Annotated in this window: 11 protein-coding genes; all 11 read right to left on the bottom strand. The window is 65.4% G+C overall.

The genetic code is table 11. From position 1 onward, the window contains the following. Positions 1-77 precede the first annotated feature (77 nt). The 11 genes from lpdA to zapE all read right to left on the bottom strand — a co-directional run bounded on the left by lpdA (position 78) and on the right by zapE (position 12354). The gene (gene lpdA / locus AC1DS0_RS20985) at positions 78-1478 is read right to left on the bottom strand and encodes a dihydrolipoyl dehydrogenase (RefSeq protein WP_476816219.1); all 1401 of its coding nucleotides are present in this window, start codon (positions 1476-1478) and stop codon (positions 78-80) included. Between the two features lie 21 nt (positions 1479-1499). Next, a complete protein-coding gene (locus tag AC1DS0_RS20980) occupies positions 1500-1931 on the bottom strand; it encodes a VOC family protein (RefSeq protein WP_476816218.1) in 432 nt (143 codons plus the stop codon). 18 nt (positions 1932-1949) lie between these two features. Continuing rightward, positions 1950-2333, bottom strand: a complete 384-nt coding sequence (locus AC1DS0_RS20975) for an MAPEG family protein (protein ID WP_476816217.1) — start codon at positions 2331-2333, stop codon at positions 1950-1952. A gap of 9 nt (positions 2334-2342) precedes the next feature. After that, a complete protein-coding gene (odhB, locus tag AC1DS0_RS20970) occupies positions 2343-3566 on the bottom strand; it encodes a 2-oxoglutarate dehydrogenase complex dihydrolipoyllysine-residue succinyltransferase (RefSeq protein ID WP_476816216.1) in 1224 nt (407 codons plus the stop codon). A 37-nt stretch (positions 3567-3603) separates the two neighbouring features. Further along, entirely contained in the window at positions 3604-6561 is a 2958-nt protein-coding gene (locus AC1DS0_RS20965; protein ID WP_476816215.1) for a 2-oxoglutarate dehydrogenase E1 component, read from the bottom strand. 133 nt (positions 6562-6694) lie between these two features. Then, a complete protein-coding gene (sucD, locus tag AC1DS0_RS20960; protein WP_476816214.1) occupies positions 6695-7579 on the bottom strand; it encodes a succinate--CoA ligase subunit alpha in 885 nt (294 codons plus the stop codon). Positions 7580-7588: 9 nt separating this feature from the next. Then, on the bottom strand, positions 7589-8785 hold the full coding sequence (gene sucC, locus AC1DS0_RS20955; protein WP_152011888.1) for an ADP-forming succinate--CoA ligase subunit beta: 1197 nt from the start codon (positions 8783-8785) through the stop codon (positions 7589-7591). An 85-nt stretch (positions 8786-8870) separates the two neighbouring features. Then, entirely contained in the window at positions 8871-9833 is a 963-nt protein-coding gene (gene mdh, locus AC1DS0_RS20950) for a malate dehydrogenase (protein WP_152011887.1), read from the bottom strand. A gap of 245 nt (positions 9834-10078) precedes the next feature. Next, positions 10079-10678: a TetR/AcrR family transcriptional regulator gene (locus AC1DS0_RS20945; protein ID WP_476816213.1), complete on the bottom strand. Its 600-nt coding sequence runs from the start codon at positions 10676-10678 to the stop codon at positions 10079-10081. Between the two features lie 6 nt (positions 10679-10684). Next, on the bottom strand, positions 10685-11119 hold the full coding sequence (locus AC1DS0_RS20940) for a GNAT family N-acetyltransferase (protein ID WP_476816212.1): 435 nt from the start codon (positions 11117-11119) through the stop codon (positions 10685-10687). A 56-nt stretch (positions 11120-11175) separates the two neighbouring features. After that, positions 11176-12354 carry a cell division protein ZapE gene (gene zapE / locus AC1DS0_RS20935; protein ID WP_476816211.1) on the bottom strand — a complete coding sequence of 393 codons (1179 nt, stop codon included), beginning with the start codon at positions 12352-12354 and terminating at the stop codon, positions 11176-11178. Positions 12355-12356 lie beyond the last annotated feature (2 nt).

The raw sequence follows: 12356 nt of genomic DNA, 5'->3' as shown, positions 1-12356 counted from the left end.
ACAAGAAAGCGCCGTATCTGCACGAGATTCTCGGATCGGCGCTACGCACCGCCCGAGAATGACGTGCATACCTCCGATCACATATGGATCGGGCGCTTGTCGACGGCGAGCGCCGCTTCCTTGACCGCCTCGGCCAGCGTCGGATGGGCGTGGCAGGTGCGGGCGAGATCCTCGGCCGAGCCGCCGAACTCCATCAGCACGGTCACCTCGGCGATCAGGTCGCCGGCATGCGGGCCGATGATGTGGCAGCCGAGTACCTTGTCGGTTGCCACATCGGCGAGGAACTTCACGAAGCCGTCGGTATGCCGCATCGCCCGCGCCCGGCCATTGGCAGTGAACGGGAACTTGCCGACCTTGTAGGCGACGCCCGCAGCCTTCAGCTCCTCCTCGGTCTTGCCGATCGCTGCAACCTCGGGGGCGGTGTAGACGATGCCGGGAATGGCGTCGTAGTTCACATGGCCGTGCTTGCCGGCAAGGATCTCGGCGACGGCGACGCCTTCATCCTCGGCCTTGTGCGCCAGCATCGGCCCGCGCACCACGTCGCCGATCGCGTAGATGCCATCTACATTGGTCTTGAAGTGGTCGTCGATGATGACGCGGCCGCGCTCGGTCGCGACGCCGGCCTTGTCGAGCCCGAGGCCATCGGTGTTCGGACGCCGGCCGATCGCGACCAGCACGATGTCAGCGTTCAGCGTCTTGGCCTCGCCGCCGGCGGCGGGCTCGACGGTGACGGTGGCGCCGCCCTTCTTGCCGGTCTCGACCTTGGTGACCTTCGAGCCGAGATGGAAGGTGAAGCCCTGCTTCTGCAGAATGCGCTGGAACTGCTTGGCGATCTCGTCATCCATGCCGGGCAGGATGCGGTCGAGATACTCGACCACCGTGACCTTGGCGCCGAGCCGGGCCCAGACCGAGCCGATCTCAAGGCCGATCACGCCGGCGCCGACAACCAGCAGCTCCTTCGGCACGGCGGTCAGCTCAAGCGCCCCGGTCGAGGTCACCACCGTCTTCTCGTCGGTCGTGACACCCGGCAGCGCCGCCGATTCCGAGCCGGTGGCGATGACGATGTTCTTGGTCGTGAGCTCCTGCGTCTTGCCATCCTCGGCGGTGACGACGACCTTGCCGGCGGCCGGAATGGAGGCCGTGCCGTGGAACGGGTCGATCTTGTTCTTCTTCAGCAGGAAGGCGACGCCGTTGACGTTGGCATCGATGGTCTCCTGCTTGTGGACCAGCATCTGCTTGAGGTCGAGCTTCGGCTTGCCGACGGTGATGCCAAGGCTCGGGAAAGTATGGCTGGCCTCCTCGAACATCTCGGAAGCATGCAGCAGCGCCTTGGAGGGGATGCAGCCGACGTTGAGGCAGGTGCCGCCATGGGTCTTGCGCTTCTCGACCACCGCGACCTTGAGGCCGAGCTGGGCAGCACGGATGGCGCAGACATAGCCGCCGGGGCCGGTTCCGATGACAACGAGATCGTAGGACATGGTCTCTCTTCCGTTCAGACTTTACGATTGCTGTTGCGCCAGCGGCGCGTTGAAGGCCCAGACATGGCCGAAAGGATCACGCAGGCGGCCATAGCGGGCGCCCCAGAACACGTCGCTCGCCGGCATGACGACATCGGCACCGGCAGAAGCGGCCCTGGCGATGGCGGCATCGACATCGGCCGGCTGCGGCAGGTTGATGCTGATCGCCATACTGGCGCCACTACGCGAGTTCGGCGCCAACACATCGCCGCCGAACTCCGGGAATTCATCGTGCAGCATCACCTCGCTGCCGAAGAGCGCGAGATTGGCATGCATGACGCGCTCGCTGTCTTCGGCCATCGCCTTGAAGGTGCACTGTGCGCCGAAGGCCTTCTCGTAGAAGGCGATCGCCGCTTCACCGCCCTTGACGCAGATATGCGCCTGGATCGGCGGCGGATTGGGTCCGAATGCCATGCTCCGTCCCCCTTCCGCTCAGGCCAACAGGCGGATTGCCATCAGCGCCAGGCCGATCACAGCAGCCAGCCAAACCAAGCTGCGCCAATATGGGATGCCGGTGAGATAGAGCGGGAGGTAGACGATGCGGGCGATGAGCCAGACCGCACCGCCGATGAAGCCGATGCCATCAATCCGACCGCTCGCGACCAGTGCCACGGCCAGCACTGCGAAAGCCGGGTAGGTCTCCAGATAGTTGCGCAGCGCCCGCTCGGCCCGTCCGGCGACGACGCCTTGCGGCCTCACGCCTTCGTCACGCGGCCCGGCATTCCAGGCCGAGCCCAGCTCGCTGGTCGCCGCGATCGCCTGCGCTCCGATATGGACGAAGAGCAGGGCGACGCTCGCGACAATCAGCGAGAGCATGGGTTCGCCTCAGAGGTCGAGGACGAGGCGCGCCGGGTCCTCCAGGCCTTCCTTGATGCGCACCAGGAAGGTCACGGCTTCCTTGCCGTCGATGATGCGGTGGTCATAGGAGACCGCCAGATACATCATCGGCCGGATCACGATCTGGCCGCCGACCACCATCGGGCGCTCCTGGATCTTGTGCATGCCGAGGATCGCCGACTGCGGCGCATTGAGGATCGGCGTCGACATCAGCGAACCGTAGACACCACCATTCGAGATGGTGAAGGTGCCGCCCTGCATGTCCTCGATCTTGAGCGAGCCGTCACGGGCCTTCTTGCCGAGGGCGCCGATCTCCTTCTCGACACCGGCGATCGAGAGCTGGTCGGCGTCGCGCACCACAGGCACGACCAGGCCCTTGTCGGTGCCGACAGCGACCGCGACATGGTAGTAGTTCTTGTAGACGATGTCGGTGCCGTCGATCTCGGCGTTGACCGAGGGGATTTCCTTCAGCGCCTGCACGCAGGCCTTCACGAAGAAACCCATGAAGCCGAGCTTCACGCCGTGCTTCTTCTCGAACACGTCCTTGTACTGGTTACGCAGCGCCATGACGTTGGTCATGTCCACCTCGTTGAAGGTGGTCAGCATCGCGGCGTTGGTCTGGGCTTCCTTGAGGCGGCGCGCGATGGTCTGGCGCAGCTTGGTCATCTTGACCCGCTCTTCGCGCGAGGCATCGTCCGGAGCCGACGGCGCCCGGACCTGAACCGGGGCTGCCGGCGCGGCAGCGGCGACGGCCGGGCCGGTCGCGATCGCAGCCAGCATGTCGCCCTTGGTGACGCGGCCATCCTTGCCGGACGCTGCGACCTTTGAGGGGTCGACGCCGCTCTCGGCCGCAAGGCGCGAGACGGCCGGGCCGGAATCGGCGGCCTTGGTCGCCGGCGCGCTGGCGGCCGGAGCCGGAGCAGCCGGCTTGGGCGCTTCGGCAGGCTTGGCCGGAGCGGCCGCCGCCTTGCCGTCGCCGGCCGCGATCGTGCCGAGCAGCGCACTGACGCCGACCGTCTCGCCTTCCTTGGCGACGATCTCGCCGAGCACGCCGGCGGCCGGGGCGTTGACCTCCAGCGTCACCTTGTCGGTCTCGAGCTCGACCAAAGGCTCGTCCGCCTTCACCGCGTCGCCGGGCTTCTTGAACCACTTGCCGATAGTGGCCTCGGAGACGGATTCGCCGAGGGTCGGAACGCGGATTTCGGTCGCCATGTCAGGCCTCTTCTCGTGTCTTATGTCAGGCGTCGGGTCAGACCGCGAAGGTCTCGTCCAGGAAGGCGTTGAGCTGGGCGACGTGCTTCGACATCAGGCCGGTCGCAGTCGCGGCCGAGGCCGGGCGGCCGACATAGCGCGGCCGCTTCGACTTCGAGCCGGCATGGCCCAGCACCCACTCCAGATAGGGCTCGACGAAGGTCCAGGCGCCCTGGTTCTTCGGCTCCTCCTGGCACCAGACGACGTCGGCGCCCTTGAAGCGCGCCAGCTCCTGCGCCAGCGACTTCAGCGGGAACGGATAAAGCTGCTCGACGCGCATCAGGTAGACATCGTCCAGCCCACGCTTCTCGCGCTCTTCCAGCAGGTCGAAATAGACCTTGCCCGAGCAGAGCACGACGCGGCGGATCTTCGAATCCTTGACCAGCTTGGTGGTCGACTTGCCGCGCTCGGCATCGTCGTGCAGCACGCGGTGGAAGGTCGAGCCCTCGGCCAGCTCGCTGAGGTCGGAGACGCAGCGCTTGTGGCGCAGCAGCGACTTCGGCGTCATCAGGATCAGCGGCTTGCGGAAGTCGCGCTTCAGCTGCCGACGCAGGATGTGGAAATAGCTCGCCGGCGTCGAGCAGTTCGCCACCTGCATGTTGTCCTCGGCGCACATCTGCAGGAAGCGCTCGAGACGGGCCGAGGAGTGCTCCGGACCCTGGCCCTCATAGCCATGCGGCAGCAGGCAGACGAGACCCGACATGCGCAGCCACTTGCGCTCGCCCGAGGAGATGAACTGGTCGAACACGACCTGCGCGCCGTTGGCGAAGTCGCCGAACTGCGCCTCCCAGCAAGTCAGTGCGTTCGGCTCCGACAGGGTGTAGCCGTATTCGAAGCCGAGCACCGCCTCTTCCGAGAGCATCGAATTGATGACCTCATAGCGCGACTGGCCCTCGCGGATATGGTTCAGCGAGGTGTGACGAGCTTCGGTCTCCTGGTCGATCAGCACCGAATGGCGCTGCGAGAAGGTGCCGCGCTCGCAATCCTGGCCGGAGAGGCGCACCGGATTGCCGTCGAGCAACAGCGAGCCGAAGGCGAGCGATTCCGCCGTCGCCCAGTCGATGCCCTGCCCGCTCTCGACCGCCTTGCGGCGGTTGTCGAGGAAGCGCTGGATCGTCTTGTGGACGTTGAAGCCTTCCGGGACCTCGGTGATCTTCTGCGTGATCTCTTTCAGCACGGCTTCGGGCACGCCGGTCGCGCCGCGACGCGGATCGTCCTCGTCGGCGCGGATCGCCTTCATGCCGGCCCAGCGACCGTCGAGCCAATCGGCCTTGTTCGGCTTGAAAGCCTGGCCGGCGTCGAACTCGACCTCGAGCTTCTCCTTCCAGGCCGCGCGCATCTGGTCGAGTTCACCCGGCTGGATCACGCCCTCGGCTTCGAGCTTGGCGCTGTAGAGCTCGAGCGTCGACTTGTGGCCGCGGATCTTGCGGTACATCAGCGGCTGGGTGAAGCCCGGCTCGTCGCCTTCGTTATGGCCGAAGCGGCGATAGCAGAACATGTCGATCACGACCGGCTTGTGGAACTTCTGCCGGAATTCGATCGCGATCTTGGCGGCGAAAACGACCGCTTCCGGATCATCGCCGTTCACATGGAAGACCGGTGCCTCGACCATCTTCGCCACGTCGGACGGATAGGGCGAGGAGCGCGAATAGCGCGGATAGGTGGTGAAGCCGATCTGGTTGTTGATGATGAAGTGCAGCGAACCGCCGGTGCGGTGGCCCTTCAGTCCCGACAGGCCGAGGCATTCGGCCACGACGCCCTGGCCGGCGAAGGCGGCATCGCCATGGATCAGCAGCGGCAGCACCTTGGAGCGCTCGACGATGTCGCCGAACTGGTCCTGCTTGGCGCGGACCTTGCCGAGCACCACGGGGTCGACGATCTCGAGATGCGAGGGGTTGGCCGTCAGCGAGACGTGGACGTTGTTGCCGTCGAACTCGCGATCGCTGGAGGCGCCGAGATGGTATTTGACGTCGCCCGAGCCCTCGACGTCGTCGGGGGCGAAGGAGCCGCCCTTGAACTCGTGGAACAGGGCGCGATGCGGCTTGCCCAGAACCTGGGTCAGTACGTTGAGGCGGCCGCGATGAGCCATGCCGAAGACGATGTCGCGCACGCCGAGCGCGCCACCGCGCTTGATGATCTGCTCCAGGGCCGGAACCAACGACTCGCCGCCATCCAGGCCAAAGCGCTTGGTACCGGTGAACTTCAGGTCGAGGAACTTCTCGAAGCCCTCGGTCTCGACCAGCTTGTTCAGGATCGCCTTCTTGCCCTCGCGGGTGAAGGCGATCTCCTTGTCCGGCCCCTCGATCCGCTCCTGCAGCCAGGCCTTCTGCTCCGGGTCGGAGATGTGCATGAACTCGATGCCGACCGTGCCGCAATAGGTCCGCTGCAGGATCGCCGTCATCTCGCGGATGGTGGCGAACTCCAGGCCGAGCACGTTGTCGATGAAGATCTTGCGGTCGAGATCGGCCTCGGTGAAGCCGAAGGCGGCCGGTGACAGCTCCTCCGGATCCTTCTGGCTCTCGATTCCCAGCGGGTCGAGCTGGGCATGCAGGTGGCCACGCATGCGGTAAGCGCGGATCAGCATGATCGCGCGAACCGAGTCGCGGGTCGCCTGCTGCACATCGGCAGCGGACAGGGTCGCCCCGGCAGCCTTGGCCTTGGCGCCGAGCTTCTCGCCGACAGCCTTCTCGACCGCGGCCCAGTTGCCGTCGAGCGCCGAGACCAGCTCGCCACCGGCCGGGATCGGCCAGTTCGGCTTCTTCCAGGACGCGCCCTTGGCGTTGTCGACGACGACCTGCTTGTCGTCGTTCAGCGCGGAGAAGAAGCCCTGCCACTCCGGATCGACCGACTTGGGGTCAGCCTGATAGCGGGCGTAGAGGTCCTCGATATAGGCCGCGTTGCCGCCATAGAGGAAACCCGTCTGCGCGAGAGCCTCGTTGATGTCCTGGCGAGCCATGGTCGTCCTGCCTTCTGCCTAACCTGCCGCTTCGTCTTGCCGTCATGCTCGGGCAAGGCCCGAGCATCTTTTTGTCGAGCCTGGCTGGTCATGAGATGGTCGGCTCAAGGCCGGCCATGACGCAGCCTGTCTCTCAGCCCTTCAATACTTCGACCAAGGTCTTTCCAAGGCGCGCCGGCGACGGCGAGACCCGGATACCGGCCGCTTCCATCGCCGCGATCTTGTCTTCCGCGCCGCCCTTGCCGCCGGAGATGATCGCGCCGGCATGGCCCATGCGGCGGCCGGGAGGAGCCGTGCGGCCGGCGATGAAGCCGACCATCGGCTTCTTGCGCCCGCGCTTGGCCTCGTCCTTGATGAACTGCGCCGCCTCTTCCTCGGCCGAGCCGCCGATCTCGCCGATCATCACGATCGACGTGGTCTTCTCGTCCGCGAGGAACATCTCGAGCATGTCGATGAACTCGGTGCCCTTGACCGGGTCGCCGCCGATGCCGACGGCCGTGGTCTGGCCGAGGCCCTCGTTCGTGGTCTGGAACACCGCCTCATAGGTCAGCGTGCCGGAGCGCGAGACGATGCCGACCGAGCCGGGCTTGAAGATGTTCGCCGGCATGATGCCGATCTTGCTCTCGCCGGCGGTGACGACGCCCGGGCAGTTCGGCCCGATCAGGCGGGTCTTCGAGCCCGAGAGCGAGCGCTTGACGCGAACCATGTCGAGCACCGGGATGCCCTCGGTGATGCAGATCACCAGCGGGATCTCCGCGTCGATCGCCTCGCAGATCGCGTCGGCGGCGCCCGGCGGCGGCACGTAGACGACGGACGCAGTGGCGCCGGTCTTCTCGCGTGCCTCGGCGACGGTGTCGAAGACGGGCAGGCCGAGATGCAAGCTACCGCCCTTGCCGGGCGAAGTGCCGCCGACCATCTGCGTGCCGTAGGCGATCGCCTGCTCGGAGTGGAAGGTGCCGTTCTTGCCGGTGAAGCCCTGGCAGATGACCTTGGTGGTCTTGTCGATCAGGATGGACATTGGTTTACCTCAAGCCTTCTTGATCGCAGCGACGATCTTCTGCGCGGCGTCGTCGAGGTCATCCGCCGGGATGACGTTGAGGCCGGAGTCGCGGATGATCTGCTTGCCTTCCGCCACGTTGGTGCCTTCGAGGCGCACCACCAGCGGCACTTCGAGCCCGACCGTCTTCACCGCTGCGATCACGCCGCGGGCAATGACGTCGCACTTCATGATGCCGCCGAAGATGTTGACCAGGATGCCCTTCACCTTCGGGTCGGCGGTGATGATCTTGAAGGCCGCGGTGACCTTCTCCTCGGAGGCACCGCCGCCGACATCGAGGAAGTTCGCCGGGCTTTCCCCGTAGAGCTGGATGATGTCGAGCGTCGCCATGGCGAGGCCGGCGCCGTTGACCATGCAGCCGATGGTGCCGTCGAGCGCGATATAGGCAAGATCGTACTTGGACGCTTCGATCTCCTTGGCGTCCTCCTCGGTCTCATCACGCAGCTCCATCAGCTCGGGATGGCGGTAGAGCGAGTTGGAGTCGAACGAGACCTTGGCGTCGAGGCACTTGACCTGGCCCTGCGTCGTCACGATCAGCGGGTTGATCTCGAGCATCGCCATGTCCTTGCCGACGAAGGCGGCATAGATCTGGCCGAGCACGCTCGCGGCCTGCTTGGCCTGGTCGCCGGAGAGCTCGAGCGCCTTGGCGACGGTGCGGCCGTGATGCGGCATGATCCCGGTCGCGGGATCGACCGAGAAGGTCAGGATCTTCTCGGGCGTGTCATGGGCCACCTTTTCGATGTCCATGCCGCCCTCGGTCGAGACCACGAAGGCGACGCGCGAGGTCTCGCGATCGACCAGCGCCGAGAGGTAGAATTCCTTCGAGATGTCCGAGCCATCCTCGATATAGAGGCGGTTGACCTGCTTGCCGGCCGGGCCGGTCTGCGCCGTCACCAGAGTATTGCCGAGCATCTCCTTGGCGTGGCTCTCGACCTCTTCGATCGACTTGGCGAGCCGCACACCGCCCTTGGCGTCAGCCGGCAGTTCCTTGAACTTGCCCTTGCCGCGCCCGCCGGCATGGATCTGGCTCTTTACCACATAAAGCGGTCCGGGCAGCTTCTTCGCGGCCTCGACGGCCTCCGCCACCGATAGCGCCGGGAAGCCGGCGGAGACGGGCGCGCCGTACTCCTTGAGAACCGCCTTGCCCTGATATTCGTGGATGTTCATGCCTGATGTCCTGTGCCGGTAAAGGGAGAGGCGACGGCGTGTTGGCCGAAGACGTTGCCGCCGGCCATCACGCCATCCGTCTGTCTCACGCCAATGACGCGTCGATGCTCTTGCAGGCGTCGATAAGACCCTGGACCGAGGCGACCGACTTGGCCAGCATCTCCTTCTCGGCGCCGTTGAGGCGGATCTTGACGACCCGCTCGACACCCTTGGCGCCGATCACCACCGGCACGCCGAGGAACATGTCCTTGACGCCATACTGGCCCTTGAGCGCGGCGGCCGCCGGCAGGACGCGCTTCTGGTCCTTGAGATAGCTCTCGGCCATGGCGATCGCCGAGGCGGCCGGGGCGTAGAAGGCCGAGCCGGTCTTGAGCAGGTTGACGATCTCGCCGCCGCCCTTGCGGGTCCGGTCGACGATCGCGTCAATGCGCTCCTGCGTCGTCCACTTCATCTTGACGAGGTCGGGCAGCGGGATGCCGGCGACACCCGAGTAACGGACCAGCGGCACCATGTCGTCGCCATGGCCGCCGAGCACGAAGGCCGAGACGTCCTTGACCGAGACCTTGAACTCGTCGGCGAGGAAGTGGCGGAAGCGGGCCGAGTCGAGCACGCCGGCCATGCCGCAGATCATGTTGGGCTTGAGGCCCGAGAACTTCTGCAGCGCCCAGACCATCGCGTCGAGCGGGTTGGTGATGCAGATCACGAAGGCCTTGGGAGCATACTGCTTGATGCCCTCGCCGACCGACTTCATCACCTTGAGGTTGATGCCGATCAGGTCGTCGCGGCTCATGCCCGGCTTGCGCGGCACGCCGGCGGTGACGATGATCACGTCGGCGCCCTTGATGTCCTCATAGGACTGCGTGCCCTTGTAGCCGGCGTCGAAGCCGTCGACCGGAGCGGACTCGGCGATATCAAGGCCTTTGCCCTGGGGGATACCCTCGGCGATATCGAACAGGACGACGTCGCCCAGCTCCTTGAGGCCCGCGAGGTGCGCGAGCGTGCCGCCGATCTGTCCGGCGCCGATGAGGGCGATCTTCTTGCGGGCCATTGCCGAATCCTTGTTGTTGGATGCGAGAGCTGTTGCAGCCGAAAAGCCGTGGGTTCTTTGACCCAAGCCGCTCTCGGGCTCAACCCTGTCGAAAATTGGACATTGGAATGTCCCCAAGCGGCGATTTCGGCCCTCCGATCACGGAATGCCCAGCAAAACCAAGCTGTTAAAAGCTACCCGACGAAAATGCCCCGTCAACCTGCCTCGAAAACGAGCAGTTACATATTACAAAAAATGTCATTTTTTCAGATGACGCCGGTCGCGAGCGTGCGCAGCGCCACCCTGATCAGGGTCGCGAGCCTGGCGTCGACCGAGGCCTGCGGCACATCCGCCTCCAGTTCCAGCGAGGCAGGATGGATGAAACGGTGGGTGGCGTCGATCACGAAGGCGATCGCGCGGTCGCGGTCGCGCGGCTCGAAGGCCCCCGTGGCGATACCGTCGTCGATGACGCGCTCGAACAGGGCGCGTACCCGGGTTCGGTTGCGTCGGCTGATCGCATGGCGCTTCGCCACGGCTTGCGACAGCGCCGCGAACAGATGCGGCTCCTCGTGCAGCAGGGTACGGTTCGCCTTTGCGAGCGCCAGGATCAGGCGCTCGAGCTTGTCCTCAGCCGGATCCGGCCCGTCGGCGATGTCGGCGAGCGAACGCTCAGCCGCCTTCAGCCAGACATCGACCACCGCATCGATCAGCGCCGTGCGCGAGGGAAAATAGCGATAGACATTGGCATGGGTCATGCCCGCCTCTTCCGCCACCGCGACCACGGTGAAACGGCGCAGGCCGTGCCGGCGCAGATGCTCGCCGGCAACCGAGAGAATGCGCATCTCGCTCGGCTCGCGTGACACCATCAGCGCTCAGCCTTGCTCAACCACGGAAGGGAGCGACTTCGCCATCACGATCACCCGCTCCTGCCCATGAAGCTCGTCGCGCAGATGCGCGAACCCCAGTCGACGATAAAAGCCTTCGGCATTGATCGATGATGGCACGAAGAGCTGCCCGATGGCCTGCGCGTCGGCGCGTTCTTCGATTGCTGTCATGAGCCGGGCCCCGATGCCCAGCCCCTGTCGGTCGGGACGCACGAAGACGCTTCGCACCCAGCTGCCATGCAGGCTCGCGGTACCGGCGATCACGCCTTCGACGATGGCGACCAGAACAATCCGATCGATCAGCCTCGCAGCGACCTTCTCTGGAGAAAAACTCTCGACGGCAGAGGCGATGATATCAGCGGAATAGTGTTGCGCGTTGCTCTCGCGCAGACAACGCAGCACCACCGCGCTGATCTCCTCCACGTCTGTGGGCGTCGCCTGCCTGATATCGGCCACACCAAGAGACACGGGACACGCCATCACGTATCGACCAGGCCCGTGGTATCGCCGCTCGCCGCCGAGTCGGCTTGCCCATGCGGCAAAGCGAGATATTCCTCAGAGCGCATTTCGATCAGGCGCGACACCGTCCGGTCGAACTCGAAGGCCTCGCGGCCGTTCTGCGCGACATAGAGGCCAGTCGGCTCCGCCGCCGCCGAGGCGACGAGCTTCACATGGCTCTCATAGAGCGTATCGATCAGGATGATGAAGCGCTTGGCCTCGTTGCGCCGCTCGATGTCCATGATCGGGATGTCGTCGAGGATCAGCGTATGGAAGTGCTGGGCGAGCGCGAGATAGTCGGAGGCGCCATAGGCCTGGGCGCAGAGGTCCTTGAAGCTCGCTCGCGCGACGCCGCCCGCCGCCTGAGGCAGCTTGAGCTCATGACCCTTGATCGCGATCGTCGTGGGCGCGCCCTGCGCCACGCCGGTGAGCTGGCTGAAGGCCTTGTCGAGCGCGGCCTTGGCCCTGTCGTCGGCCGGGACGTGATAGGTCGGCGCGCCACCGAGCTTCTCCAGCCGGAAATCGGTGCGCGCCTCCAGCTTGATCACGTCGACCTTGCTGGCGAGCAATTCGATGAAGGGCAGGAAGAGAGAGCGGTTGAGCCCGCCCTCATAGAGCCGCGATGGCTCGACATTCGAGGTCGCGACCACGATGACGCCGTCGGCGAACAGCTTGGTGAACAGCCGCCCGAGGATCATCGCGTCGGCGATATCGGTGACGGTGAACTCGTCGAAGCAGAGCAGGCTCGCTTCTTCAGCCAGTTCCGCCGCAACCGGCCCGATCGGATCCGGTTCCTTGACCGTCCCTGCCTTGAGTGCCTGGCGGTAGGCGTGGATGCGCTCATGCACATCGGCCATGAAAGCGTGGAAATGCACGCGCCGCCGCGCCGCGACCGGGACCGTCTCGTAGAACAGGTCCATCAGCATGGTCTTGCCGCGGCCGACCGAGCCCCAGATGTAGAGCCCTTTGACTGCCTCCGCAGCCGGCTGCTTGCGGCCGAACAGCCAGCCGAGCGCGCTGCTTTTCTTCGCCAGCTTGCGGCTGGCAAGGGTTTCGGACAGCGCCTGCAGCCGCCTGACGACGGCGATTTGCGCCGGATCGCGCTCGATCGCGCCCGAAGCGACCAGGGCGTCATAACGTTCGGGGAGCGTGGCGGACATGG

The organism is Allobosea sp. P4_H5, assembly GCF_056400825.1.
Note: the sequence above shows the minus strand (reverse complement) of the source record. Positions and strands in the feature narration are given on the sequence as shown.